22 protein-coding genes are annotated in these 26,864 nt (G+C 42.3%); 16 read left to right on the top strand and 6 right to left on the bottom strand.

Annotated features, from left to right (window positions below; translation table 11 throughout):
- Nucleotides 1-6 precede the first annotated feature (6 nt).
- Nucleotides 7-2,031, bottom strand: coding sequence for a tetratricopeptide repeat protein (locus tag ACOQOA_RS18240; protein WP_420550021.1), 2,025 nt, complete (start codon nucleotides 2,029-2,031; stop codon nucleotides 7-9).
- 173 nt (nucleotides 2,032-2,204) lie between these two features.
- Between ACOQOA_RS18240 and hutC the strand changes: the two genes are divergently transcribed.
- From hutC to ACOQOA_RS18180, 12 genes are all read left to right on the top strand, one after another.
- Nucleotides 2,205-2,930 (top strand): histidine utilization repressor, encoded by a 726-nt coding sequence (gene hutC, locus ACOQOA_RS18235; protein WP_420550020.1) that lies wholly within the window; start codon nucleotides 2,205-2,207, stop codon nucleotides 2,928-2,930.
- A gap of 22 nt (nucleotides 2,931-2,952) precedes the next feature.
- The gene (gene hutU / locus ACOQOA_RS18230; protein WP_420550019.1) at nucleotides 2,953-4,626 is read left to right on the top strand and encodes a urocanate hydratase; all 1,674 of its coding nucleotides are present in this window, start codon (nucleotides 2,953-2,955) and stop codon (nucleotides 4,624-4,626) included.
- Between the two features lie 21 nt (nucleotides 4,627-4,647).
- Entirely contained in the window at nucleotides 4,648-6,177 is a 1,530-nt protein-coding gene (gene hutH / locus ACOQOA_RS18225) for a histidine ammonia-lyase (RefSeq protein WP_420550018.1), read from the top strand.
- 59 nt (nucleotides 6,178-6,236) lie between these two features.
- Nucleotides 6,237-6,824, top strand: coding sequence for a hypothetical protein (locus ACOQOA_RS18220; protein WP_420550017.1), 588 nt, complete (start codon nucleotides 6,237-6,239; stop codon nucleotides 6,822-6,824).
- Between the two features lie 100 nt (nucleotides 6,825-6,924).
- Nucleotides 6,925-8,517, top strand: coding sequence for a peptide chain release factor 3 (locus ACOQOA_RS18215; RefSeq protein WP_420550016.1), 1,593 nt, complete (start codon nucleotides 6,925-6,927; stop codon nucleotides 8,515-8,517).
- 273 nt (nucleotides 8,518-8,790) lie between these two features.
- Complete coding sequence (locus ACOQOA_RS18210; protein WP_420550015.1) at nucleotides 8,791-10,374, top strand: ABC transporter substrate-binding protein; 1,584 nt, start codon at nucleotides 8,791-8,793, stop codon at nucleotides 10,372-10,374.
- 117 nt (nucleotides 10,375-10,491) lie between these two features.
- Nucleotides 10,492-11,475: an ABC transporter permease gene (locus ACOQOA_RS18205; RefSeq protein ID WP_420550014.1), complete on the top strand. Its 984-nt coding sequence runs from the start codon at nucleotides 10,492-10,494 to the stop codon at nucleotides 11,473-11,475.
- Nucleotides 11,476-11,493: 18 nt separating this feature from the next.
- Nucleotides 11,494-12,468, top strand: a complete 975-nt coding sequence (locus ACOQOA_RS18200) for an ABC transporter permease (protein ID WP_420550013.1) — start codon at nucleotides 11,494-11,496, stop codon at nucleotides 12,466-12,468.
- Nucleotides 12,469-12,472: 4 nt separating this feature from the next.
- Nucleotides 12,473-13,495 carry an ABC transporter ATP-binding protein gene (locus tag ACOQOA_RS18195; protein ID WP_420550012.1) on the top strand — a complete coding sequence of 341 codons (1,023 nt, stop codon included), beginning with the start codon at nucleotides 12,473-12,475 and terminating at the stop codon, nucleotides 13,493-13,495.
- Between the two features lies 1 nt (nucleotide 13,496).
- Nucleotides 13,497-14,495: an ABC transporter ATP-binding protein gene (locus ACOQOA_RS18190; RefSeq protein ID WP_420550011.1), complete on the top strand. Its 999-nt coding sequence runs from the start codon at nucleotides 13,497-13,499 to the stop codon at nucleotides 14,493-14,495.
- Nucleotides 14,496-14,598: 103 nt separating this feature from the next.
- Nucleotides 14,599-14,961: an STAS/SEC14 domain-containing protein gene (locus ACOQOA_RS18185; RefSeq protein ID WP_420550010.1), complete on the top strand. Its 363-nt coding sequence runs from the start codon at nucleotides 14,599-14,601 to the stop codon at nucleotides 14,959-14,961.
- Nucleotides 14,962-15,028: 67 nt separating this feature from the next.
- A complete protein-coding gene (locus ACOQOA_RS18180; RefSeq protein ID WP_420550009.1) occupies nucleotides 15,029-15,394 on the top strand; it encodes a hypothetical protein in 366 nt (121 codons plus the stop codon).
- Here ACOQOA_RS18180 and ACOQOA_RS18175 read toward each other — a convergent pair.
- Nucleotides 15,388-16,329, bottom strand: coding sequence for an ornithine cyclodeaminase family protein (locus ACOQOA_RS18175; protein ID WP_420550008.1), 942 nt, complete (start codon nucleotides 16,327-16,329; stop codon nucleotides 15,388-15,390). The two genes, ACOQOA_RS18180 and ACOQOA_RS18175, sit on opposite strands and share 7 nt — an antisense overlap.
- Nucleotides 16,330-16,333: 4 nt before the next feature.
- Nucleotides 16,334-17,815 (bottom strand): PLP-dependent aminotransferase family protein, encoded by a 1,482-nt coding sequence (locus tag ACOQOA_RS18170; RefSeq protein WP_420550007.1) that lies wholly within the window; start codon nucleotides 17,813-17,815, stop codon nucleotides 16,334-16,336.
- 245 nt (nucleotides 17,816-18,060) lie between these two features.
- On the opposite strand from ACOQOA_RS18170, the gene ACOQOA_RS18165 reads away from it, so the two are divergent.
- Nucleotides 18,061-20,520, top strand: coding sequence for a GcvT family protein (locus tag ACOQOA_RS18165; RefSeq protein ID WP_420550006.1), 2,460 nt, complete (start codon nucleotides 18,061-18,063; stop codon nucleotides 20,518-20,520).
- A 126-nt stretch (nucleotides 20,521-20,646) separates the two neighbouring features.
- Here the strand turns inward: ACOQOA_RS18165 and ACOQOA_RS18160 are convergent, their stop codons facing one another.
- From ACOQOA_RS18160 to ACOQOA_RS18150, 3 genes are read right to left on the bottom strand one after another with little or no spacing between them, the layout of a single operon-like run.
- Nucleotides 20,647-22,149 carry a M81 family metallopeptidase gene (locus ACOQOA_RS18160; protein WP_420550005.1) on the bottom strand — a complete coding sequence of 501 codons (1,503 nt, stop codon included), beginning with the start codon at nucleotides 22,147-22,149 and terminating at the stop codon, nucleotides 20,647-20,649.
- 36 nt (nucleotides 22,150-22,185) lie between these two features.
- Nucleotides 22,186-24,036, bottom strand: coding sequence for a dihydroxy-acid dehydratase (gene ilvD / locus ACOQOA_RS18155; protein WP_420550004.1), 1,851 nt, complete (start codon nucleotides 24,034-24,036; stop codon nucleotides 22,186-22,188).
- A 25-nt stretch (nucleotides 24,037-24,061) separates the two neighbouring features.
- On the bottom strand, nucleotides 24,062-24,214 hold the full coding sequence (locus tag ACOQOA_RS18150; RefSeq protein ID WP_420550003.1) for a hypothetical protein: 153 nt from the start codon (nucleotides 24,212-24,214) through the stop codon (nucleotides 24,062-24,064).
- 33 nt (nucleotides 24,215-24,247) lie between these two features.
- Here ACOQOA_RS18150 and ACOQOA_RS18145 point away from each other — a divergent pair, with 33 nt between their 5' ends.
- The 3 genes from ACOQOA_RS18145 to ACOQOA_RS18135 all read left to right on the top strand — a co-directional run bounded on the left by ACOQOA_RS18145 (nucleotide 24,248) and on the right by ACOQOA_RS18135 (nucleotide 26,829).
- The gene (locus ACOQOA_RS18145; protein WP_420550002.1) at nucleotides 24,248-25,114 is read left to right on the top strand and encodes a dimethylarginine dimethylaminohydrolase family protein; all 867 of its coding nucleotides are present in this window, start codon (nucleotides 24,248-24,250) and stop codon (nucleotides 25,112-25,114) included.
- A gap of 79 nt (nucleotides 25,115-25,193) precedes the next feature.
- The gene (locus tag ACOQOA_RS18140; RefSeq protein ID WP_420550001.1) at nucleotides 25,194-25,997 is read left to right on the top strand and encodes a hypothetical protein; all 804 of its coding nucleotides are present in this window, start codon (nucleotides 25,194-25,196) and stop codon (nucleotides 25,995-25,997) included.
- 10 nt (nucleotides 25,998-26,007) lie between these two features.
- A complete protein-coding gene (locus ACOQOA_RS18135) occupies nucleotides 26,008-26,829 on the top strand; it encodes a class I SAM-dependent methyltransferase (RefSeq protein WP_420550000.1) in 822 nt (273 codons plus the stop codon).
- The last annotated feature ends 35 nt before the right edge of the window (nucleotides 26,830-26,864 follow it).

Genomic DNA, 26,864 nt, shown 5'->3' with positions numbered 1-26,864 from the left:
AGACAGTTAATTTTCAGATTTCTTCTCTTCTAAGACGTCATATAAATGTTGTTTCAAACGATCAAAGACGGGTCCCCAATGCCCCAGGACTTTTTGCCTATATAAACGCATCGTTGGATACCATGGTGTACGTTCATGTCCTAAGAGCCATCGCCATTCAGCGCCATAAGGAATTAACGTCCATACAGGCTTACCGATAGCACCTGCAAGATGAGCAACAGATGTATCAACAGCAATAACCAGATCAAGCTGTTCAATTAAGCCGGCAGTATCTGCAAAATCTTTCAATCCTTCGCGTTCATCGACAACATTCGCATGTGTATCAAGCCATGGCTTTAAATCCCCTGCCCGCTCTCCCCATTGTAATGCGTAAAAAGTAACTTCTTTAACATCGAAAATCTTAGAAAAAATATTTATATCAACACTTCTATATCGATCATCTGAATGTGTGGGGCGTCCGGCCCAGACAATACCAACTTTTAATTCGGAACCATCTACTTTTTTAAGAGTATTCTTACATTCTTTGGGAATTGTGACATAAGGTATTTTAGCAGGGACTGTCTGTAAACTTGTCCCCATGCGATGAGGTAAAGATAGTAAAGGAATCTGCACATCATATTTAATTTGATGCTTATCCCCTAAGGAAAGAACTTCGTCAGGACCTGTTAGATTTTCCAGTAACCTGATTGTTTCAGGTTCACACAGCAAGGTAATTTTGCATCCCTTTCCTTCCCGCTCTCTTAAAACCTCAAGATATCTGCAAAATTGAAATGTATCCCCAAATCCTTGCTCTACATGAACAACAAGATGTCTATTTTTTAAGGGTGATCCATCCCATAGTCGATCCATTACATTTGGTACATTAGGTTTAAAACCATCAACTCTGTATCTAGATTCATAAGCTGCCCATCCTTTTTCATATTCCCCATTTAAAAGTAAACAAGCAGCAGGCGCAAAAACACCACGTGGGTTATTTCGATCCATATTATGTACTTTAAGATAACAGTCCAAAGCTTCTTGAATTTGTTCAAGGCGCATATAGGCATTTCCTAGTCCATAATGCAGATCAGCAAGTTCAGGTTTTAACGAAATTGCTTTTTTATAAAGTTGAATAGCCTCAACAGGATGTCCAATACGTAACGAAATATGTGCCATTACTTGCAGGGCGCCAATATTATCAGGATCAAAGATTAATGCTTGCCTTACCCATAACAGTGCCTCGTCCAGCTCCACCTTATTATCAAGTAATCGAGCCAAATGAACCATCATAGGCACATGTTGGATAGAAAAGTTAATGGTTGAAAGACTATCACGCAGAACCTGTTCTGCTTTCTCGTTTTCTTTTTTTCCAGACAATAAGTTTGCGTATTTATACTGAAGGCTTAACCAATCAGGCGCAAGACCAGCGGCTTTTTCAATACACTCACGGTATTTTTCTTGGCGCTCTTCTTCGCCTAAGCCCATATGCCTAAGGATTGTCTCTCCTTTATTAGACCAAGCTTGCGCATATTCAGGAGACACTTTAATTGCGGCATCAAATGCATCTAAGGCCTCACCAAACTTTTCACATCTGACCAATGCATTTCCAAGATTATTTAAAACATCAGCTCTTTTGTTATCAATATTCAATGCTTGGTGATATGCTTTAATCGCTTCATTGAAGTTATTATTTTCAAAATATACGATGCCTAAGTTATTTAAGGCTTCTACGTTATTTAGATCTAATGAAACCGCTTTCGCTAGATATCCCTGTGCTTCATCAAGTTTACCTGCAACACGTTTTAAATAACCAATCGTATTTAAAATTTGAACTTTATCTGGTTCAATTGAAACGGCCTGTTCAGCAAATTGAATTGCCTGTGGTAATTGTCCTGCTTTATAAGCGATGACTGCGTAAAAATTAAGTGCATCAGCATCTCGTGTATTCTCCGATAGCATGGATTTCACCATACCTTCTGCATCGACTAATCGATTCACATTAATCAGGTGTTCTAACTTCCTGAAATGCTCACTGCGCGTATCACTATCCATTTTCACCCCCAGTTCGCCCTGTAACTTTATTTCATTGAGGTAACTTCTTGAAATTACTATGGCAAATTGCTGAAGATTCTGCAATTCATGATCTATGCTATATAGTGGCAAAAAAAGATATTGACGATCTTTAAAACTTACTTGTATATACAACTTACAAAACGAGGCTAAATATGACTGATCAACCAAGATATAAACAAATCAAAGATCATATTATTCACCATATCCGTTCCGGTGAATGGCCTGCTGATTCTCAAATCCCGTCAGAAAACGAACTTCTAAAAGAGCTTGGCGTTAGCCGCATGACTGTAAATCGTGCAGTACGTGAGTTAACCGCCGAAGGTGTTTTAAGACGTGTACAGGGATTAGGAACCTTTGTTGCGGGCCCTCAACCTGCATCCGTTTTGTTGGAATTACGTAATATCGCCGATGACATCCGTGAACGCGGCAATACACATTCCACTGAAATCATTATGAAAGAAACAGTTCAAGCCTCTAAGGATCAGGCACAAACCTTCTATATTTCTGAAGGTGACGACTTGTTTCATACCATCCTGCTTCACAAGGAGAATGGTTTACCTTTACAGTTGGAAGATCGTTTGGTTAACCCCAAAACAGCGCCAGATTATTTAGAATGTGATTTCGCTGAAACCACGCCTAATGCATATCTGGTTGCAACAAATCCGGCTGATGAGGTTGAGCATCTTGTAGAAGCCCAACTACCATCTGCAGAAACATCTACCCATCTTCAAATGAAAGATGGAGAACCATGCTTACTTCTTAATCGTCGCACATGGTCATCTGGACAAGTTGTTTCTGTAGCAAAACTCTATCATCCCGGAAATCGCTACAGCTTGGGGGCTCATTTTCACTCCCGTAAAGAGGCTGTCGATTTCTAAGTTTTCTTAGAAAGGTCGACATATGTCCAATACATCTCGATTAGATAATGCAAGAACAATTCAAAGCCCAACAGGTACTGAACTAAATTGTAAATCCTGGTTAACAGAAGCGCCAATGCGCATGTTAATGAATAACCTTGATCCAGATGTAGCTGAACATCCTCATGAACTAGTGGTATATGGCGGAATTGGCCGCGCAGCACGCGATTGGGAAAGCTTCGACACTATTGTAAAATCTCTTAAAGAATTGGAAGAAGATGAAACACTTCTTATTCAAAGCGGCAAGCCTGTTGGTGTATTTAAAACTCATTCTAATGCTCCTCGCGTTCTTCTCGCAAATTCGAACTTAGTACCTAACTGGGCGACATGGGATCACTTTAACGAGTTGGATAAAAAAGGCTTAATGATGTATGGCCAGATGACCGCAGGTAGCTGGATCTACATCGGCAGCCAAGGCATCGTACAAGGGACTTATGAAACTTTCGTAGAAGCAGGTCGTCAACATTTTGGTGGTAATACCAAAGGGAAATGGATTTTAACCGCAGGCCTCGGCGGTATGGGTGGTGCACAGCCACTAGCAGCAACTATGGCAGGTTACTGTTGTCTTGCGATTGAATGCCAGCCAAGTCGTATCGATTTTCGCATCCGTACAGGCTATGTAGACAAACGTGCAGATAGCTTAGAAGAAGCAATGCAGATGATCAATGAAGCGGTTGAGAATGGCGAAGCTATTTCTGTTGGCTTGCTTGGTAATGCAGCTGACATTGTTCCTGAAATGGTGAAACAAGGGATCAAACCTGATCTGGTAACGGACCAAACATCTGCCCATGATCCAGTAAATGGTTATTTACCTGCAGGCTGGACATTGCAGGAATGGGAAGATGCACGTCAAAATGACCCGGCAAAAGTATCCCGCGAAGCTAAGAAATCAATGGCGGTGCATGTAAAGGCAATGTTGGATTATCACCATATGGGGATTCCAACAGTTGATTATGGTAACAATATCCGTCAGGTCGCATTAGAGGAAGGTGTTGAGAATGCCTTTGACTTCCCCGGTTTTGTACCGGCCTATATTCGCCCCCTCTTCTGTCGTGGAATTGGTCCTTTCCGTTGGGCTGCTTTGAGTGGTGACCCAGAGGATATTTATAAAACAGACCAGAAAGTAAAAGAAATCATCGCAGATGATCCTCATCTACATAATTGGCTGGATATGGCGAAAGAACGCATTCATTTCCAAGGCTTACCTGCACGTATCTGTTGGGTAGGATTAGGCTTACGTCATAAACTTGGCCTTGCCTTCAATGAGATGGTTAAGAATGGAGAGTTAAAAGCACCTATCGTCATTGGGCGTGATCATTTGGATAGTGGTTCTGTTGCATCCCCTAATCGTGAAACTGAGTCGATGATGGATGGTTCTGACGCTGTATCAGATTGGCCTCTCCTAAACGCATTATTAAATACTGCAAGCGGTGCTACATGGGTAAGTCTACATCATGGCGGTGGTGTTGGTATGGGATTCTCCCAACATTCCGGAATGGTGATTTGCTGTGACGGTACGGATGAAGCAGCTGAACGTATTGGTCGTGTTCTGTGGAATGACCCAGCGACAGGTGTAATGCGTCATGCAGATGCAGGCTATGATATCGCCAAAGATTGTGCAAAAGAGCACGGTCTAAACTTACCAATGATGAAATAAGATTTTAACGGATTTACGAAAATGACAACAACAATCAAAATCACTCCTGGTCATCTAACACTCGCGGATTGTCGTGCAATTTATGATGGAGCAAAAATCGAACTCGATTCTGCGGCGCGTCCTGCTGTGGAAGCATCTGTTAAAACTGTTAAAGATATCATTGATAATGACGAAACAGTCTATGGTATCAATACTGGTTTTGGCCGCCTTGCACGTACTAGCATTCCGGCGGATAAATTAAAGGAATTACAAGTTAATCTTGTTATGTCCCATGCGACATGTACTGGTCAACCAATGCGTCATTCCGTTGTACGTTTAATCATGGCGTTGAAGGTAAATGCATTGGCCCGCGGGCATTCAGGCATTCAGTGGAAAGTTTTGGAAAACCTTGTAACTCTTTATAATAATGAAGTTTATCCTGTTATCCCTGAAAAAGGATCCGTAGGTGCATCAGGTGACCTTGGTCCGCTTGCGCATATGTCATGTGCTTTATTGGGGATTGGCGATGTGGATTATCAAGGTTCCACTATCCCAGCCTCCGATGGGTTAAAGAAGCTTAACTTAGAACCAGTCGATCTTGGTCCAAAAGAAGGCTTAGCTTTGTTAAATGGTACCCAAGCTTCCACATCCTTAGCTTTGGCGGGCTTATTCCTCGCTGAAAACACATTTGCAGCGGCTATTGTTGGTGGTTCTCTTTCTGTGGATGCAGCTATGGGATCAGATGCACCATTTGACCCACGTATTCAAACTGTACGTGGGCATTCCGGTCAAATTGACGTGGCAGAACTTTATCGTAACCTATTAGAAGGAAGCGATATTCGTAACAGCCATCTGGAATGCGATCGTGTTCAAGATCCATATTCCCTGCGTTGTCAGCCACAAGTCATGGGTGCTTGTCTGGATCATTTGCGTTTCGCAGCCAATACATTTGCAATAGAAAGCAATGCAATTTCTGACAATCCTCTCGTCTTTACGGATAATGGTGACGTGATTTCCGGTGGGAACTTCCATGCAGAACCTGTTGCTATGTCATCAGATGTTTTAGCCATTTCACTTTCTGAAATCGGTGCCTTGTCTGAGCGTCGAATTGCCCTATTGATGGATCCTGCTCTTAGCGGTTTACCAGCGTTCTTAGTTGAAGACGGAGGTGTTAATTCTGGTTTCATGATTGCACAGGTTACAGCTGCAGCTTTGGCAAGTGAAAATAAGACCTTAGCTCATCCTGCAAGTATTGATTCGCTACCTACATCCGCAAATCAGGAAGATCATGTATCCATGGCCACATTTGCCGCGCGTCGTTTAACTGACATTGCAGAAAATGTGGCTGGTGTTGTCGCCGTAGAATTACTGGCAGCAGCTCAAGGAATTGACTTCCATAAACCAATGAAAACCTCGCCTGACTTGCTAGAAGCGATGTCCATGATCCGTGAGAAAGCACCTTATTATGATAAAGATCGTTATTTTGCACCAGATATTGAAGCAATTAAAAGCTTGGTTTTAGGTGGAAAATTCCTTAAGTTTATTTCCAGCAGTGCGCTACCTAGCCAATAAGGCACAACTTAAAATAAAGTGCACATTACCACGTGAACCTCAATAGGGATGGAGATGTCATGGCCAATCCTACAGATCATGACAAAACCAAATCAGGTACATTGTTCCTTTTTGTCGGACCCAGCGGGTCCGGCAAAGGACCACTTCTTAGACGGTTTCGTGAAACCTATGAAACTGATGAACGATTTCATTTTCCAAACCGCGTGATTACACGTGCTGTTCACATGCCCGATGAAACACATATCCATGCGACTATCGAAGCTTTTGCGAACGCAGAAGAAGGTGGTGCTTTTTCCCTTCACTGGCATACGCACGGGCATCGCTACGGCATCCCTGGCCATACCTTGATCGAATTGCAAAATGGCAAACATGTGATGATCAACGTATCCCGCACAATGGTCGAACAAGCACGTGAATTTGGTTTTCCTGTACGAATTTTTCATATCGAAACACCACTTGATACAAGTTTCAAAAAACTAAAAGCACGTGGACGTGAAAGTGAAGAAGAAATCGCACAACGTTTAAAACGACATGATCTCCCTTATCCTGATGAAGGAGATATCCTGCGAATTGAAATTGATGGTGAAAGTGAAGAAGCTTTTGAGCAAGCAAATGTAGTTGTCCAAGAAATCCTTCAAGAACCATAATTTCTCTTGCTTGTAATATTATTACTTGAGTTTATGGGTCTAAGTCTCTATGACCCTCCCCAATATTAAGTCCCCTCTCATTTCTTTAGGAGTAACACGCATGGCCAGCCCTGCAATTGCCCCAAATGTAAAAGCCGAAGCAGATTCACGTAGAACCTTTGCGATCATTTCTCACCCGGATGCTGGTAAAACCACATTGACTGAGAAGTTATTGTTGATGGGCGGTGCGATACGCATGGCTGGCGAAGTGAAAGCAAAGGGTGACCGTCGCCGCGCACGTTCAGACTGGATGAAGATCGAACAACAACGTGGTATTTCTGTGACCACATCTGTGATGACCTTCATTGATGGCGAAAACACATATAACTTGCTTGATACACCGGGCCATGAAGACTTCTCCGAAGATACATTCCGCACCTTAACAGCAGTTGATTCTGCAGTTATGGTCATTGATGCCGCAAAAGGTATTGAGCCGCAAACAAAGAAATTATTCGAAGTTTGTCGTTTACGTGACATTCCAATTATCACCTTCATTAATAAAATGGACCGTGAAACCAAAGATCCATTTGAATTAATGGATGAAATCTCTGAGACACTCGCACTCGATTGTGCGCCAATGGTGTGGCCTATCGGTTCAGGTATCGATTTCCGTGGTGTATATGATCTGCATAAGAATCATTTCGTAGAATATACAGAAGATGGTCCTGTCCTTCATGAAATGTCAGGTACAGATGACCCTAAACTTGGCGATATGATCTCCGCTGATCAATGGGAGCGCTTACAAGAAGAAGCAGAGCTCGCTATGGAAGCCTGTCCGCAGTTCGATATGGACAGCTATCGCGAAGGACATTTATGTCCTGTTTACTTTGGTAGTGGTTTAAAAAACTTTGGTGTGCGCCAATTACTAAACGGTATTGGTATGGCTGCCCCTTCCCCACGTCCACAACCGACCGAAGAACGCGTGATTGATCCCGGTGAAAATAAAGTAACTGGTTTCGTATTTAAGGTTCAGGCCAATATGGACCCAAACCATCGTGATCGCATCGCCTTTGTACGATTGGTGTCTGGTCAATTTAAACGCGGTATGAAATTGAAACATGTACGTTCAGGCAAACCAATGGCGATTTATAACCCAATCATGTTTTTTGCCCAGGATCGCGAATTAGCGGAAGAAGCTTGGCCAGGAGATATTATCGGGGTTCCAAATCATGGTTCATTACGTGTAGGTGACGCACTAAGCGAAAGTGAAACTATTCGTTTCACAGGTATTCCAAATTTTGCACCAGAAATTCTTCGTCGTGTCCGACTTGATGACCCAATGAAGGGAAAACATCTTCAAAAAGCTTTAGAAAGTTTGGCTGAAGAAGGTGTAACCCAAGTATTTAAACCTGCTTTAGGTGCAAACTGGATTGTGGGTGTTGTCGGCCAGCTTCAGTTAGACGTTTTGGTTACACGTATTCAACAAGAATATTCCATTAATGTATCTCTTGAAACAGCACCATTTGAAACAGCGCGTTGGGTAAGCAGTGAAGATTCTGCGAAATTGAAGACATTTATGGATTCAAATCGTTCAGCAATGGGTGAAGACCGTGACGGCGCCCCTGTCTTTTTAGCCCGAAATGGATGGGAGCTGAATCATCAGATTCAGAACCATCCAGATGTTAAATTTGATAAAACGAAAGAGAGATCGTAATCGTAAAATCACAAATATTGTGAAATAAAATACTAAGGAAACTAATTTTTTTATTTTTTTATTTTCAATTGCGACATAACTATCTCATATGCGTCTATTTCAGTATATTACACGGTTGACTCTACAAGCTAGTCGTGCTCATCTTTTGACTGGATTTTTTGAAGGCTGCAGGAACTGATTTTATAATTGATTCTTAAAGCACGAAAAATTGGTCTAAGAGATGATCATCAATGGTCACTAAAAAAATAAAATTTCTTTCTGAGGGAGAATACATTGAAAAAATTGTTAATTTTGGCGGCAGCTGCTGGCCTTATGTCTGCAACTGCGATGACCGCCGCAAATGCAGAAACTCTACGTTGGGCACGTAAAGGGGATTCTTTAACACTTGATCCACATTCACAAAATGAAGGTGCAACACACGGTCTTGCACATCAAATGTATGAACCTCTCCTTATGCGAGATATGACTGGTAAAATTATTCCAACACTGGCTACCGAATGGGCTGCAACTGATAACCCGTCCGTATGGGAATTTAAATTACGTGAAGGCGTTAAATTCCATAATGGAGAAGACTTCAATGCAGATGACGTGGTTTTCTCAATTAAGCGTGCTTTGATGGACACTGCTGAAATGCGCGGTGTAATCAATACAATTAAAGATGCACGTAAAGTTGACGACTATACTGTTCATATTGAGACACATGGTCCGAACCCACTTTTACCGAACGTATTAACAAATACCTTCATGATGGATGAGGGTTGGACAAAATCTAAAAATTGTGAAGTACCACAAGATTTCAAAAATAACGGTGATAATGCATGTGTGCGTTCTGTAAACGGTACAGGCCCATACATTTTGGTTAGCCGTGCACAAGATGAAAAAACAGTTCTTCGTGCGAACGAAAACTACTGGGGTAAAGGTACTTTCCCGTTAGAAGTAACTGAAATCATTTACACACCAATTCAAGAAGCTGCGACACGTGTTTCTGCTTTGCTTGCTGGTAACGTAGATTTCATTCAAGATGTTCCGGTACAAGATTTGGGTCGCGTAGAAGGCACTGACGGTTTGAAGCTCGAAACTGGTGCGCAGAATCGCGTTATCTTCTTCGGCATGAACCAAGGCGATGCTGATTTGGTAAATGATGACGTTGAAGGCAAAAACCCACTAGCTGACGTTCGCGTTCGTCAAGCAATGAACATGGCAATTAATCGTGAAGCGATCAAAAAAGTCGTAATGCGCGGTCAATCTGATCCAACAGGGGTTATTATGCCTCCATTCGTAAATGGTTGGACAGAAGAATTAGATGCTATTCCACCATATGACATCGCGAAAGCAAAAGGTTTGATGTCTGATGCTGGTTATGCTGATGGTTTTGGAATTACATTGCATTGTCCAAATAACCGTTATGTAAATGACGAAGCAATTTGTCAGGCTACAGTAGGTATGTTGGGTCAAATTGGTATCCGTGTAACCCTAGATGCGAAACCAAAAGCACAACATTTCCCTCAAATTACAAAACGTACAACAGACTTCTATATGCTTGGTTGGGGTGTTCCAACATTTGACTCTGCATATATCTTCAACTTCCTAATGCAAACAGAAGGCGAAAAATCTGGTTCTTATAACGGTAACCGTTATTCTAATCCTGAAATTGATAAGAAGATCGTTGCTCTATCTTCCGAAACAAATTTGGATAAGCGTAATGAGTTGATCGCTGATATTTGGGCACAACATCAAAAAGACGTTGTTCACCTTCCAGTTCACAATCAAGTATTGAACTGGGGTATGGTAAACAAAATCAATTTCCAAGTTCAGCCTGAAGATCAACCATATTTCAAATTTATGACTTTCAATTAAAATAAGTCATTATCGTTTTGAAAATTGGTAACAGTCTGAAAAACAATAAAAAATGAAAGAAGGGGCTGCAAAGCCCCTTCTTCTTATTTTAACCTCTAAATAAATAGGCAATTTATTATGCTTGCTTTTGTCATTCGACGTGTCGGAGAAGCTTTACTGGTACTTTTCATAGTCGCCTTGGTTTCTTTTGCCATGTTCAAGTTCATGGGAGACCCAATCCAAAGCATGGTGGGTCAGGAAGCCACATTGGTAGATCAGGAGGAATTACGAGAACGTCTTGGTCTCAATGATCCCTTCCCTGTTCAATATGTGGCCTATCTAGGAAGAGTTTTAAGTGGAGAATTCGGCATTTCATACAGAGTCGGATTACCTGTAGAAGAGATCATTTTGGATCGTCTACCCGCTACATTGGAATTAGCGCTTCTATCAGGCCTCATTGCTATATCTTTGGGAATTTTTCTGGGTATCTATACTGCAATTAGACGTGATGGATTTGTTGCTCATTTCATTATGACAACCTCCCTCATTGGTGTTTCCCTACCAACATTCCTTATTGGTGTATTCCTCATCTGGATTTTCGCCGTTGAATTGAATGTATTACCTTCTTATGGACGTGGTGAAACAGTTGATGTATTCGGTGTACCGCTTTCTATCTTCACATTGGATGGTTTGAAATCAATGATCCTACCAGCTGTTACTTTGGGCTTATACCAGATGACCTTGATTATGCGTTTGGTAAGATCTGAAATGCTGGAAGTCTTACGAACCGATTTTATTCGTTTTGCCCGTGCACGTGGATTAAGCAACAAAGCGATTAATTTCCGCCATGCCCTTAAAAATACTCTGGTTCCGGTAATTACGGTAACAGGCCTACAACTAGGCTCCATTATTGCCTTTGCGATCATTACTGAGACCGTATTCCAATGGCCTGGTGTTGGTTTGTTATTCATTAATGCGGTAAATGTCGTGGATATTCCGATCATGTCTACATATTTACTTTTGGTTGCGGTGATTTTCGTAACAATCAACCTCATCGTAGACCTATTGTATTTTTCAATTGATCCGCGCCTGAAAGTTGGCGGCGGTTCAAAAGGTCATTAAGAAACAGGATCAAAATAAATGACAGAAGAAACACAAAGAGGAGCATCTGCCCGTCCTGTTTTTAAAGAGGACGAGCATCTGCCATTCTGGAAACGCTGGATGGATACAGACATTTGGCATTCCTACAAGAAATCTCCGGTAATTATTATCGCTTCTATCGCCTTTATAACATTGATTTTAAGCGCAATTTTTGCCCCACTAATCTCTCCATATACCCCATTTGACCCAGGTAGTTTAAATTTGATGAATGGTTTTACGGAACCAATGTCAAAGAATGATTTTACAGGTGATTATTTCTTCCTTGGTACCGATGATCAAGGACGTGATGTATTTTCAACAATTCTATTCGGCTTGCGTATTTCCTTATTTGTGGGACTGGCAGCAGTTTTATTTGCGATGACCTTGGGTGTGATCCTTGGTCTGATTTCTGGTTACCTAGGTGGCTGGGTAGATGGTGTCATCATGCGTATTGCTGATATCCAAATGACCTTCCCTTCTATCATGGTTGCGATGCTTCTTTATGGTGTTGGTAAAGGATTAACCCCACCAGATCTTCGTGATGAAATGGCATTGGTTGTATTGATTATCTCAATCGGTCTTTCTGAATGGGTACAATTCGCCCGTACTGTACGTGGTGCAACTTTGGTTGAACGTGAAAAAGAATATGTTCAAGCGGGACATTTAATTGGTCTATCTAAATGGGCAATCATGTTACGTCATATTTTGCCAAATGTGACAGGGCCAATCCTTGTGATTGCGACCATTAGTCTGGCTTTGGCAATTATTGCTGAAGCGACATTAAGCTTCCTTGGTGTAGGCGCGCCAAAAACTGAACCTTCATTGGGAACACTTATCAATGTTGGCCGTCAGTTCATTTTATCTGGTGAATGGTGGATTCTTCTATTCCCATCCGTAACCTTATTGGCGCTTGCGTTATCAGTGAACCTGTTCGGTGACTGGTTACGCGATGTATTGAACCCTAAGCTAAGGTAATCCTATGTCAGAAGAAATTGTATTAACAGTAGAAGACTTGATTGTAGAGTTTCCTACAAGAAAGGGTATCTTACGTCCTGTAGATCGCGTCAACTTTGATATCAAGAAAGGTGAAATTCTTGGTGTTGTAGGTGAAAGTGGTGCCGGTAAATCCATGTGCGGTTCTGCGATTGTGGGTTTGATTGATCGGCCAGGTCGTATCACAGGTGGCGAGATCAGACTTCAAGATGAGCGCATTGATAATATCTCTCATGAGAAAATGCGTAAAATTCGTGGCCGACGTATCGGTATGGTTTTCCAAGATCCATTAACCAGCTTAAATCCTTTGATGACAGTTGGTGAACAAATTATGGAAACCATCCGTGTTCACCTCAAAGTATCCGAAGCCGAAGCGAGACAACGTGCAATTGCTGCTTTGGAAGAAGTAGGTATTCCTGCGGCCTCCAGTCGTGTTGATGCCTATCCCCATCAATTTTCAGGTGGTATGCGTCAACGTGTTGTAATTGCCCTTGCGCTTGCTGCTGAACCGGAACTCATTATTGCAGATGAACCAACCACAGCTTTGGACGTATCTGTACAAGCGCAAATCATGGCATTGCTTAAGAAACTTTGTCATGAACGTGGCACGGCAGTGATGCTGATTACCCATGACATGGGTGTCATTGCAGAAACAACAGACCGCGTTGCAGTGCTCTATGCGGGACGTCTTGCAGAAATCGGCCCAACAAAGGATGTATTAAGTAACCCATCTCATCCATATACAATCGGATTGATGGCATCTACACCGTCTCCAACAGGCAGTACAGAGCGTTTGAGCCAAATTCCGGGATCTATGCCTAACTTAAGAGCAATCCCGCAAGGATGTGCCTTCAATCAGCGTTGTACAAAAGCAATCTCTGCATGTTTCAAACATCTGCCTATACTTGAACCAGTAGATAAAACGGATGTTGCATGTTGGCTTTATGATGAAGCTTACAAGGACGAAGCTGCGGAACAAAATAAAACGCAACTCAAAGAAGGGGCGTAAAATGAGTGAAAATTCTTTAATAAAAGCATCTGATCTGGGTCGAGTTTTTGACGTTTCTAAACCTTGGTTAAACCGGGTTTTGGAAGGTTCTGAAAAGCAATTCCTTACAGCTGCTGACAAGGTTCATTTTGATATCCCTAAAGGTAAAACCTTTGCCTTGGTTGGTGAAAGTGGATCGGGTAAATCTACGATCGGTAAAATGGTCGTTGGCCTTTTAAACCCTACCAGTGGTAATGTAACTGTTGACGGTGAAGATCTATTTAATCCCAAGGACAAAAAAGCTCACATGGCTTTGCGTCGTCGTATTCAAATGATTTTCCAAAGCCCCTATGCCAGCCTAAATCCAAGATGGCGTGTTAAAAACATCATTGCTGAACCTATTAAGGCATTTAACCTACTTGAAGGTAAGGCAATTCAAACACGCGCATCTGAATTACTGGAACAAGTTGGTTTAGCAGCAACTGATGGAGAGAAATATCCTCATGAGTTTTCTGGTGGGCAACGACAACGTATTGCTATCGCACGTGCGCTTGCTTCCAATCCAGAATTTATCGTCTGTGATGAGCCTACATCTGCCCTTGATGTATCGGTGCAAAGTCAGGTTTTAAACCTGATGAAAGATTTGCAAAAAGACTTAGGATTAACTTACCTTTTCATCAGTCATGATTTATCCGTAGTACGGTTTATGGCGGATCAAATTGGTGTTCTATATCTAGGTCGATTAGTTGAAATTGCGGATCGCGATAAACTGTTTGAAGCACCTCAGCACCCGTATACGCGTATGCTAATCGATGCAGCCCCTCGTGTAGATGCATTTGGTAGAACAGCAGATGCTGTCGTTGGGGAAATTCCTGACCCGATTAACATGCCTAGCGGATGTAGTTTCCATCCGCGATGCCCAATGGCAAATGATCGTTGTAAGACGGAACCTCCATCTCTAATAAAGTTGGATAGAGCAGAGGTTTCCTGTCATGCCGTAGAAGAAAACAGAAACAATTAAAATGTTAGCCCCTCATCAAATGAGGGGCTTTTTTCTACTGTACAAACCCTGAAAAATAGTATCTAAACTCCGTTAATAATTTGTTAACTATTTAGATTGATCTATGATTACGATAGAACCTGATACCTATTTTGAAGATGGCATAGTAATTACGGACTATAAAGATATTCTAATTGATTTAGATGTCATCAAACGAAGTTTTAATAAACGTCGTACAATTGCAAACGACAAAGAATCTCTGGTTCTATTGAAGGTTAATGCACTCTCCTCCCTTGGGCAGGAAGTACAAGACTTCATTATATCAGACGAAGTTATTAAACATACAAAAGCTGTTGCGATTGTCCCAACAAGTAAAGCTGCAGCTATTATTTCAAATACCTTTTTATCATCCAGTTCTTCTCCTTATCCAATTCAAGTCTTTAAGGAGATAGAGAACGCAAAGGACTGGCTAAATTCGATTGGGTGATTAGGCATATAATTTTTCAGCGCCATATGTTAGCATATGCCAATTAATAGATTAAGATTGGCATTCTATGATTTCAGACAGATTAAGAGTCTATCTAGATAATGACATTGTCATCATTGATTTTGGTATGGAACTGGTTTCAGTAGAATCGATGACAGAAGCTATCAGAATGCATGAGAAACTGACTGGCATCGTTAAATGTAAAGTCATTATTATATCTCAGGGCGCCCTTGATTTAGATGGGGGTGTTAAAGAATTATCAGCCTCTGAACGCGTGGTAAATTTATCAGAGGCTGTTGCCATTGTCCCAACGACAAAGTTAGGTTTCGTGCTCGCCGCACTTTTCATGAAAATTATGAAAAACCCGTTTCCTACAAAAGTTTTTTCAGATATAAATCAAGCTAAAGAATGGCTTAACTCGGAAGATTATTGATTTGAAGCTTCATAAGCTAAAATCGCACCAGCAAGATCTTCTAGAGCTGCCCCAACCGATTTGAATAAAGTAATTTCTTTATCATTCTGACGGCCTTTATGCTTGCCACGGGTTAAGTCATATAAATCTGCACAAATATCTTCTTTGGTCATAACCTGATCCGCAATTGGTTGAACTATATCCCCGCCTTCTTTTGTTGCCCCATCAACAGTATCAACAAATACAGAAGCACGACGAATTGCTTCATCATCACTTTCACGCATGGTGGGTTTAAAGGCACCGACCAAATCTAGATGTGCGCCTTCCTTTAACCATTCACCTTTAACAAGAGGATTAGAGGATAACGTGCAACAACTGACGATATCGGCTGTTTCTACAGCTTCTTGTAAATCTTCAATACCAACTGCTGGCATACCTTGCGCAACTAATGTTGCTGCAAGATCTTTGGCTTTCTCAAACTTTCGTCCCCATATCTGAATTTTCTCAATATCACGAATTGAAGAATGTGCTTGTGCCAAATTCACAGCCAAGCGACCAGTACCAACGATTGTAAGAGTTTTCGCATCTTTCTTTGCGAGATAATCTGCGGCCAATGCCGATGCGGCTGCAGTTCGACGTGCTGTTAATTCGCCACCATCAATTAACGCTAACATTTCACCTGTTTTACCACTGGAAAGCATATAGTTTCCGTAAATCGCTGGTAAACCTCTTTCCATATTTCCCGGAAAAACAGAGACTACTTTAACACCGACATAGTTACCCGAGGACCAAGCTGGCATAAGAAGTAATGTAGCATCATCTTCACCCGGCACTTCCATATCGTGATGATGACGAACAGGCATTTCACAGCCTGCTTCAAACATATCACGTAATGCTTCTACTAGTTCTTTCCATGGCAATGCATCACGTGTTTGTGCTTCATCTAAAATTTTCACGACCTTACCCCTGCTTCTCACTTAACTTTTTGATATGTTTAGCTATAAGTTCTATGCCTGCGTCAATTTTCTCATTCGGAACAGATGTATATCCAAGCCTGAAATAGTTACTTGGCGCCCCTTCTGAAAAAAAGAAATCTTCACAAGGCTCAATTAAAACTCCGTCGTCCCGAAGACTTTCTGCCAAGTCTGAGGAATCCACCGCTTCTGGCGCTTTTACCCAAAAACAAGTCCCACCAAATGTCGGCGCAACAGATGCCCCTGGTAAATAGCGGTCTAATGCCTCACGCATGATTTCCCAACGCTCCTTATAGATACGCTTCAGGCGGGCAATAAAAGAATCATAATGCCCCTGTCCTAAGAATAAGGCAGCTGTACGCTGATTATTGCTGGGCGGATGACGATACATTAGACGGCGCAACGCACGTAATTCACGAATTAAAGGTTCCGGCGCGACAATATATCCCATCCGAAGGGCTGGAAATACGCTTTTTGACAGACTTCCCATATAGATAACCCGCCCCTCCTTATCGAGGCTTTTAAGAGCTGGTGTCGGGTTACCTATGAAATTGGTTTCAGGTTCATAATCATCTTCAAGAATTAAGAAATCTTCTTGCGATGCTTTTTCAAGTAGCGCTTTTCGACGTGCCATACTCAATGTCACAGTCGTCGGGCTATTATGGCTTGGCGTTACATAAACATAATCACAGCCGTTCAACTTTTCATCGACAATTACACCATTTTCATCCAGCGGTAAGGACTTAATCTTGGCACCAGATTTGGTACAAAGCATATATGAATCTTGATATCCTGGTTCTTCTAAACCGACAGTATCTTTCTCTGAAATCATCAATGCGCCAATAAGATACAAAGCATTTTGCACGCCCATGGTGACCAAAATTTGCGAAGATTTCGCATTAATGCCACGCCGCGGTAACAAACGTGTACGAATTTGATCCAGTAGTTCTGGATCATCCTCATCGTAGGCATCGAAAGACACATCTTCCATAATTTTGCGCCCCATCGCCTGTCGGGAACATTCTCGCCAGGATGCCAATGGGAAAAGCGTATAATCCATCTGTCCTGCAACGAATGGATAGGGTTGCTCACGCCAATCCTTGAAATGCTTTTTATGCTTGCGTCGTCCGGGTTTGAAGTTCAGTCGACTTTCCCAGTCATAGTTTACTTTTTCTTCTGTTTCGGCTTCTTCATCTAAACCGGAAAGACGATCTACCGTTATATCGGGATCCACATAATAACCACTACGTTCACGCGCGACCAAAAATCCATCATCTACCAAGCCCTGATAGGCCATTACGACTGTGTTACGGGATACTTTTAATTGTTGGGCAAGTTTACGACAGGAAGGTACGGCTTTCCCCGCTTCCAATTGACCGGATAAAATTGCATCCACCAACATATGGCGTAACTGAGTTTGTATGGAACCACCTTCAGTGCGTTCCAAGTGAAAGATGGCTTCGCGCATATCATCCTCAAGAAAAATAGTTCGGCGATTATAGAATGTTATCCTCCATAAACAAAAGCGAAAAACGCCATCACAGCACATATTTATGATAACTTTTAATCCAATATAATGGAGATTTATAAGTTTAACTTATGATTTATATATGGAAAAAAGATTGTTGGTTTTGAAAAAAAACCTGTATGCAAAATACAGAGATTAAATTTGAAACCTTAAATTAAGACTTACAGGATAAAGAGGCTTCCCTTATGGCTAAAGATCTTCCTACAAAAGCTGATGTTGTGATTGTTGGTGGTGGTATCGCAGGATGTTCCATTGCATATCACTTAACAAAAATTGGTTTGTCCGATGTGGTTCTTTTAGAGCGCAAACAACTCACATCTGGTACAACCTGGCATGCCGCTGGTTTGGTTGGACAACTTCGTGCGAACCGGAATATGACTGAGCTAGCAAAATACACCGCCGAACTTTTCAATAATCTGGAAGAAGAAACAGGTCAGGCAACAGGCTTGCGTGTCCGCGGTAGTGTTTCCCTTGCTTTACATGAAGAACGTTTCACTGAATTGAAACGTGGTGCATCTATGGCCTCTAACTTCGGCTTGGAAGTTAATGTCATTCGCCCTGAGGAGGCTGCTGAACGTTGGCCGGGCTTGAATGTGGAAGACGCTGTTGGCGGTGTTTATTTGCCAGCCGATGGTCAATGTAACCCGATTGATACCTGCTTGGCCTTAGCAAAAGGCGCACGTATGGGTGGCGCAAAAATCTTTGAAAACACTTTGGTGACAAAAATTATCAAAGAAGGTGGCAAAGCCGTTGGCGTGATGACCGAACAAGGTGAATTGCGTGCCAACACCGTTGTTATCGCCGGCGGTATGTGGAGCCGTGATTTAGCCGCACAAGTCGGTGCAAATGTTCCTTTACATGCAGCAGAACATTTCTACATCGTGACGGAACCAATGGCCGAAATGAATTCTAACTTCCCTGTACTTCGTGTGCCTGATGAATGCGCTTATTATAAGGAAGATGCAGGTAAATTAATGCTAGGTTGTTTTGAGCCAATCGCGAAGCCTTGGGGCATGGATGGTATTGATCCTGAATTTGAGTTTACCAGCCTTCAGGAAGATTTCGATCATTTCGAACCAATTCTGGAAATGGCTCTAAACCGTTACCCTGCCCTTGCTGATGCCGGAATTAGTTTGTTTTTCAACGGTCCAGAAAGCTTTACACCTGATGATCGTTATATGATTGGTGAAACGCCAGAAGTTGAAAATCTGTTTGTTGCTTCCGGTTTTAACTCAATTGGTATTCAATCATCCGGTGGTGTTGGTAAAGTTGTCGCGGATTGGATCCGTGACCGTAAACCACCGATGGATCTTGCAGATGTAGATATCAAACGCATGATGCCATTCCAAAGTAATAAGAACTACCTACATGATCGTACGGTTGAGACATTAGGCCTTCTTTACGCAATGCACTGGCCTTATTACCAAAACACAACGGCCCGTAATGCCCGTCATACCGCTTTACATGATCGTATTGATGCAGCAGGCGCATGGTGGTCAGAAACAGCCGGATGGGAACGTCCTGCCTTCTTCGTCCCAGAAGGCGAAGATTTTGAAATCGAATATAGTTATGGTCGTCAAAATTGGTGGAAATATGTGGATGCTGAATGCAAAAACATGATGGAAAACGTAGCTTTATTTGACCAATCCCCATTCCCAAAATTCTTGCTTCAAGGTAAAGATTCCTGCACGGTTCTAAACCGTATCATGTGTAACAATGTGAATACGGAAATCGGCAAGACTGTATACACACAGATGCTTAACGAACATGGTGGCATCGAAGCCGATGTTACAGTTATTCGCTTAGATACAAATGAATTTATGATTGTGACGGCAGGTGCAGCACAGACACGTGACTTCAGTTGGATCAAAAAACATATCCCGGAAGATGCCCATGCGTTCCTAACCGATATTACATCAGGTTTACCAATGATCGGTTTGATGGGACCTAAATCCCGCGCATTACTTGAGAAGCTAACAGGTGCTGATCTTAGTAACGAGGCCTTCCCATTTGGTACCAACCAAGAATTGGAAATAGGCTATGCTCGTGTCCGCCTGAACCGTTTAACTTATGTTGGTGAATTAGGTTGGGAACTTTATGTACCCGCAGAATTTGCAAAACAGGTATACGATATGATTGTTACCGCAGGTAAAGAGTTCGGCCTTGGTCATGCTGGTTATTTTGCCATGAATGCTTGTCGTTCCGAAAAAGGATATCGTCACTGGGGTCATGATATTGCCGGAGAAGATACACCTGTCGAAGCAGGCTTGGCTTTCGCATGTGACTTTGAAAAAGAAGGCGGATTTATTGGTAAAGAAGCAGTTCTAGCCCAGAAAGAAAAATGCGTTCCATGCAAACGTCTCGTTCAAATTCAGTTGGAAGATGACAGTGAAACTGCCCCACTTATGTATCATGAGGAACCAATTTACCGTAATGGTGAGATCGTTGGTTCTATTACATCCGGTACTTGGGGACATCGAATCAACAAATCTATCGGCATGGGCTACATCCACAGCGACGATAAAGTCACAAAAGACTGGATCGAAACAGGTGATTTTGAAATTGAAATCGCATGGGAAAAGCATAAAGCCAAAGTACAACTTGCCCCTTGGTATGATCCAAAGGGTGAGCGTATCAAAGCGTAAGGCCTTTGAGCTCCCCCGATGGAGTAGTAGCTATCGGGGATTTTGAAGGGCGTAACAACCTTAAGCTTTGATCATCTCCCAAAAGAAAAGCCGTCTTAATTTAGACGGCTTTTTTTGTTTTATGATTTAAGGTGTTTTACTAACATCTGATCGTAAGCTCTTATAATTCAAAGAATTTGCATCGGCACGCACAGGGCCTGGTTCTGCTGCGACGACTAAAACTTCTGAGGCGATTGGTTGGAAATCAGCCCGGAAATGAACGGAACTTTTCACGGCAATGATCTTTTCATTTTCAGGTTCTATGCCTAAATGACGCAACATAGACGTATCACCTGTCTGCATGGGTTTTGACATCATCGCAACGCGTACACCGCTTTCCAATTCAACAAGTGCCATATTCCCCATTTGGAAATTCGCACCACCCCACATCGGGCCTGTACCTGTAAAGATACCATCCCCAAGAGATAAGACTTTGACCTTACATATAAATGGTTCATCTTCCGGCTGTAATTTACCGCCGATAGATAATTCAATCTCGGCTCCAACGCCAGCTTCATGACATTTTGAAGCAGCAGCCGGATCATTAAAGATGCCCACTAAGGCATCAGAAGCTTTATTTGAGACAAATGCACGTAACAATCCAGTTGTATCACCGGGGCCACCTCCACCAGGATTATCTTGTGTATCCGCAATAATAACAGGTTTGTCAGCAGATGCCGCAATTCTCTGAGCCTCTGCTACGACCTCATCAGGTGTAAAGATTTTGCCACCAAAACCATTACGACGTTCATCCAAAGCATCAGATAAAGCTTTCGCGACCCGATCAGCATCTTCCTGCGTTTCTGCATAGGCAATAATAGAAGGACCACATTCTTTGATATCAGCCAGATTAAATCCACAAGCAAATGATAGCGCCGCCACAGATGGATCACTTTCAAGCAATTCAGGCAAAACCACATTATACATCTCGCTTGGAGCTGGAAGATAGGTACATCCAAATACAAGCGGGACAAGGAAATCAGGTTTAATATGCGCTTTCGCCCATTTTTCCCCCGTATTGAGTAAACTATGTAAATGGCGCGCAGCTCGCGCACCCGTTTCGCCCATATCCACATGTGGATAGGTGCGGTAAATCTCAATCACAGAAGCTTTTTCAACCATCAAATCAGTGACATTGGCATGAAGATCAAGACTGACAGCAATCGGCATATCTTCGCCTACCACATCACGGACACGACGTAGAAGCTCCCCTTCTCCATCCTCCGTATGTTCACAAACCATCGCACCATGAAGGTCCAGATATACACCATCCAGACCACCGGGACGCTTCATTGCTTTTTCAATATCTTCGATAATTTGGCCCGAAATACGTTCAAATGCATCTTCGGTCACATGGGCAGATGGCGTTGCTGAACACCAACTTAGCGGATATAGATCATGACCATAAGTGGTTAATGTATCCATCGCGCCTGTCAGGGGTAAATGCACCCCTTTGGTCTCTTTTAAAAGATCAGCCCCACGACATAATCTTGGCCAGCCATCTGCCTGTTCAAACTTGTCAAAACTCGCTTTTACAGGCGCGAAAGTATTTGTTTCATGTTGAAACCCGCCAACCGCAATTGTTGCCATGAGGCTATCCTATAATATTATTTTCAATAACTTAGCTTAATCCGCATCAGGTAACACACGAACCGCACCTTTATCCGCAGATGCTGCAAATGCTGCATAAGCTTTCAAGGCTGTAGATACCGCACGCTTACGTGGCTGTGCAGGTTTCCAACCATCTTTACCTTTCGCATCCATGGCTGCACGACGTGCTGCAAGTTCTTCATCAGAAATCACTAAATTGATGCTACGATTTGGAATATCGATTTCGATCCGGTCACCTGGTTCAACCAGACCAATTGCACCACCTGCGGCTGCTTCTGGTGATGCATGACCAATAGAAAGACCTGATGTACCACCAGAGAAACGCCCATCAGTTAACAAAGCACAAGCTTTACCTAATCCCATAGATTTCAAATAACTGGTCGGATACAACATCTCTTGCATACCCGGGCCACCTTTCGGACCTTCATAGCGGATGATAACCACGTCACCTTCCACAACTTCACCACCTAGAATACCTGCAACCGCAGCATCTTGGCTTTCAAACACTTTTGCAGAACCTGTGAATTTAAAGATGGATTCATCAACACCAGCTGTTTTGACAATACAACCGTCTTTGGCAATATTCCCGAAAAGAACAGCTAAGCCACCTTCTTTTGTGAAAGCATGTTCCGGATCGCGGATAATACCGTTCTCACGATCATTATCTACCTCAGTATACATTCGGGATTGAGAGAATGCTTCGGTTGTACGAACACCCCCCGGTGCCGCACGATAAAACTCATCAACGTCTTTATCGTCGGTGCGAGCAATATCCCAATTATCAATAGCATCACCAATCGTTTTTGCATGAATAGTGCTACATTCACGATGTAACAAACCACCACGATCTAGCGCACCAAGAATACCCATGATACCGCCTGCGCGATGGACATCTTCCATATGAATATTTGGAATATTCGGCGCCACTTTACATAAACATGGAACCTTACGGCTCATCCGGTCCATATCTTCCATGGTGAAGTTAACACCTGCTTCATGCGCAATCGCCAAAAGATGCAATACAGTATTAGTGGAACCACCCATGGCGATGTCTAAGGCCATTGCATTTTCGAAGGCATCAAATGTTGCGATACCACGTGGTGTCGCGGTTACATCTTCGTCAATGTAATAACGTTTGGTAAGTGCCACAATTTCACGGCCTGCACGTTCAAACAATGCTTTACGCGCTGCATGCGTTGCCAAGACAGATCCGTTCCCCGGAAGCGCGACGCCAAGAGCTTCAGCCAAACAGTTCATGGAATTAGCTGTGAACATACCAGAACAAGACCCACATGTTGGGCATGCGGAGCGTTCAAATTTTTCAACTTCTTCATCAGAACGGTTCGGATTTGCGGCTTCCACCATGGCATCTACAAGATCGACCATCTTTTCGCCTTCTTGCAGGATCACTTTCCCCGCTTCCATAGGGCCGCCAGATACAAAGATAGTTGGGATATCAATTCGCATCGCTGCCATCAACATACCCGGAGTAATCTTGTCACAGTTAGAAATACAAACCATCGCATCGGCACAATGCGCATTCACCATATATTCAACTGAATCTGCAATCACCTCACGGGACGGCAAGGAATACAGCATACCATCATGTCCCATGGCGATACCGTCATCCACAGCAATTGTATTGAATTCTTTTGCAACACCACCTGCTTTTTCAATCTCACGTGCAACCAGTTGCCCCATATCTTTCAGATGGACATGGCCTGGAACAAATTGGGTAAAACTATTGACGACGGCAATAATCGGTTTACCAAAATCATCATCCCCCATGCCTGTCGCGCGCCAAAGTGCGCGGGCACCTGCCATATTACGTCCGCCGGTACTTGTTTTTGAACGATATTCGGGCATTTTCCTGACCTCAAATCTTTAGTTATTAAATATTGCTGCGGAGATTACCTATTTTCTCTGCCTGTGGAAAGCGTGTTTCGACAGATTCACGCAATATCACAACGCTTTTTCCACCAGACATAAAATATTTATAAAAATCACTTGCCAGTTTTGCGAAGAAAGCTAATAATACATGCATTAATTATACACTTGTACAATAAGGATAATTCAAATGAGTAAGTTTAACGAGTTTGGCAAAATTGAGCGTATGGCGATCCGTCCTGCCTCAAATGCTTTTAAATCCCAAGCACAAGCAGATGCCGAATGGGAAGATTTGCGTTTTCACCAGAATGTAGATGTAAACGAAGCTTATAATGAATATGAAGCTTTCAAAAAAATCTTCACAGATGCCAATATCCAATTGGATGAGCTACCTGCGAATGACGATCTGACAATGGATGCGATTTACGTGCGTGATGCTGCTATCATCTCGCCAAAAGGTCTCATCCTTATGAATATGGGCCGTGCTTCTCGTAATAATGAACCAAAAATTCATGGAGAAATTCTAGGTTCAAGCGGCGTCAACATTCTGGGCGAGATTAAAGCTCCGGGGAAAGTTGAAGGTGGTGATTTCATCTGGGTAAACGAAAAAGCAGCCGCAATCGGCCTTGGTCCACGTACAAACCAAGAAGGCATTGATCAACTTAAAGCGCTGTTGGGTGATGAGGTTGATTTATTCGTCTGCCCTCTTCCAGACCCAAGTCACCCCGATGACGTTTTCCATTTGATGAGTATGATTTCACCAGTCGCTGAAGATTTAGCCGTCATTTATCGCCCCCTAATGCCAGACGATTTTATCGAATGGCTGGAAGGTCATGGTATCGGCTTTGTTGAAGTGCCTGAAGAAGAGTTCTTGCCGATGGCATGTAACGTACTGGCTATTGCCCCACGTGAAGTGGTGATGTTGGATAAACTGCCATTAACCAAAGGCTTATTGGAAGATGCTGGTTGTAAGGTTCATACTTATAAGGGTGATGAAATCAGCCGCAAAGGTGAAGGTGGCCCAACCTGCCTAACGCGTCCATTAGTGCGTTCCTAACATAATTTATTATAAAAATTGACTCCCCCATATCTATTTCTATAGCTTCTTTAATGGGTTTAGGTATGGGGAGTTTCTTATGTATAAATTATTTATTTCGTCCGTAATATGCATCTTCGCTTTATCTGCCTGTATAGCCCCAAGAACACCAGATAACTCTCAAGTAGAATACTATTCAGAACGAATTGATTACCTCAAATACTATAGTGACGTACAAATATGTAATGTTACATATGATAAAACAAAGAAACGATGGCGTTTAACTGATTTCTATGCCTTGATGGAATTACAAGTGCGAGATCTAAAATGTGATGGTCAAATTTTTCCATATAAGTCTGAAGGAATAGAAGATTATATCGCTCATCGAAAAAATATTCCTAAGCCATCACCATATCAACCGAAGGTACATGCAACTAACAATTCACTTAAACATGTAAGTGACAAAGACTTATGTAGACAAGCTAGTTGGGGACAATATGGCTACAATCATTCAGCTCCTTACTATTCCGAAGAGGTTTTTTCACGAAAAGCATTCTGTAAAACTGAGCTTTATGAAAAGATAAGTAAATCGAACTTAAGCGTTTTATGTGCTTCAATTTCAATTTCGCCTGAACAATATCCAAATCTTGTAGATATTTTAGAAACAAATAACTACGCATGTAAGCCATCGGTAAAACCAAAAAGCGATATTGTTATGACCTCTGACGATAAATTATGCGCTTTAGCTACAAATTCAGATTGGCGGCCAAATAAAAATAAAACACCATCGATAAAAACCTGGAATACAACCGGAAATCCCGATGCGGTCGCAAAAGCCAAAAGTATGGGTTTAACCTGCGGAACAGGCGATTTTGTTAATCCTAATGAACATTATAATAACTAGTATATAAAATATGAACGAAACGAAATTTGTAAGAGATTATTGGGCAAGCAAGGTAGAGGATTGGTCGAATTGGGCTGACCCCATGGCGAAACTGGCGGCTGGCCTTAATCAACCCATCTTGGATAGTCTAGATATTCAGGACGGTGATCATATTCTTGATTTGGCCTCCGGTGTTGGTGAGCCCGCTTTTTCTGAAGCCAAGTTATCAGGTTCATCGGGCCTTACGATTGCCACTGACCTGGTTCCTGAAATGTTATCAGCGCTTAAAAAGCGTGAAGGTTCAGACATTCTGCGCTTTTCTGCAGCAGATATGCAATCCCTTCCCTTTGCTGATCATAGCTTCAATCATATTTCCTGTCGCTTTGGTATTATGTTTGTACCTGACCAATCAAAATCATTGGCAGAATGTTTTCGGGTATTGAAACCGCAAGGTAAAGTCTCTTTCCTAGTTTGGGGAAAACAGGAAGAACAACGTATTTTTCATCTTATCCGTAAAGCTTTGAAATCCTGTTTTAACATTGAGATGGATGAAGATTACGACAAAATATTTGCGCTTCATGCCGAAGGGCATCTCTCCGGTATGATGGCTAGTTCCGGATTTGAAATTATCGCAGATAAACAAATTACTTTTTCACCCATTGCACCTAAGGGCGTTAAATTCTGGACATCTCAGTTAGAGCTCAGCTTTGGTCATGCGATTAAAGAATTATCCAAAGAACAACTCGATCAACTAGATCAGGAAATCGAAAAAAGATTACAGGAATTTGCTGTAACTGATAAAGGCTATCAAATGCATCTGACCATGCGTCTTGTTACGGGTCAGAAACCATAGAAAACACTTGCATTTCTTATATTAGAGGCGTATAA

Origin of the sequence: Curvivirga sp., assembly GCF_965219885.1 — a bacterium.
Taxonomy (GTDB): Bacteria; Pseudomonadota; Alphaproteobacteria; order UBA8366; family Aestuariispiraceae; genus Curvivirga.
Note: the sequence above shows the minus strand (reverse complement) of the source record. Positions and strands in the feature narration are given on the sequence as shown.

Excerpts from the sequence above, each read along its gene's own strand:
- ACOQOA_RS18145 (WP_420550002.1), top strand. The coding sequence starts at position 24,248 with ATGAGTAAGTTTAACGAGTTTGGCAAAATTGAGCGTATGGCGATCCGT.
- ACOQOA_RS18220 (WP_420550017.1), top strand. The coding sequence starts at position 6,237 with ATGGCCAATCCTACAGATCATGACAAAACCAAATCAGGTACATTGTTC.
- ACOQOA_RS18200 (WP_420550013.1), top strand. The coding sequence starts at position 11,494 with ATGACAGAAGAAACACAAAGAGGAGCATCTGCCCGTCCTGTTTTTAAA.
- ACOQOA_RS18185 (WP_420550010.1), top strand. The coding sequence starts at position 14,599 with ATGATTACGATAGAACCTGATACCTATTTTGAAGATGGCATAGTAATT.
- hutU (WP_420550019.1), top strand. The coding sequence starts at position 2,953 with ATGTCCAATACATCTCGATTAGATAATGCAAGAACAATTCAAAGCCCA.
- ACOQOA_RS18140 (WP_420550001.1), top strand. The coding sequence starts at position 25,194 with ATGTATAAATTATTTATTTCGTCCGTAATATGCATCTTCGCTTTATCT.
- ACOQOA_RS18135 (WP_420550000.1), top strand. The coding sequence starts at position 26,008 with ATGAACGAAACGAAATTTGTAAGAGATTATTGGGCAAGCAAGGTAGAG.
- ACOQOA_RS18160 (WP_420550005.1), bottom strand. The coding sequence starts at position 22,149 with ATGGCAACAATTGCGGTTGGCGGGTTTCAACATGAAACAAATACTTTC.
- hutH (WP_420550018.1), top strand. The coding sequence starts at position 4,648 with ATGACAACAACAATCAAAATCACTCCTGGTCATCTAACACTCGCGGAT.
- ACOQOA_RS18240 (WP_420550021.1), bottom strand. The coding sequence starts at position 2,031 with ATGGATAGTGATACGCGCAGTGAGCATTTCAGGAAGTTAGAACACCTG.
- ACOQOA_RS18190 (WP_420550011.1), top strand. The coding sequence starts at position 13,497 with ATGAGTGAAAATTCTTTAATAAAAGCATCTGATCTGGGTCGAGTTTTT.
- ACOQOA_RS18215 (WP_420550016.1), top strand. The coding sequence starts at position 6,925 with ATGGCCAGCCCTGCAATTGCCCCAAATGTAAAAGCCGAAGCAGATTCA.
- ACOQOA_RS18205 (WP_420550014.1), top strand. The coding sequence starts at position 10,492 with ATGCTTGCTTTTGTCATTCGACGTGTCGGAGAAGCTTTACTGGTACTT.
- ACOQOA_RS18180 (WP_420550009.1), top strand. The coding sequence starts at position 15,029 with ATGATTTCAGACAGATTAAGAGTCTATCTAGATAATGACATTGTCATC.
- ACOQOA_RS18165 (WP_420550006.1), top strand. The coding sequence starts at position 18,061 with ATGGCTAAAGATCTTCCTACAAAAGCTGATGTTGTGATTGTTGGTGGT.
- hutC (WP_420550020.1), top strand. The coding sequence starts at position 2,205 with ATGACTGATCAACCAAGATATAAACAAATCAAAGATCATATTATTCAC.
- ACOQOA_RS18170 (WP_420550007.1), bottom strand. The coding sequence starts at position 17,815 with ATGCGCGAAGCCATCTTTCACTTGGAACGCACTGAAGGTGGTTCCATA.
- ilvD (WP_420550004.1), bottom strand. The coding sequence starts at position 24,036 with ATGCCCGAATATCGTTCAAAAACAAGTACCGGCGGACGTAATATGGCA.
- ACOQOA_RS18150 (WP_420550003.1), bottom strand. The coding sequence starts at position 24,214 with ATGCATGTATTATTAGCTTTCTTCGCAAAACTGGCAAGTGATTTTTAT.
- ACOQOA_RS18195 (WP_420550012.1), top strand. The coding sequence starts at position 12,473 with ATGTCAGAAGAAATTGTATTAACAGTAGAAGACTTGATTGTAGAGTTT.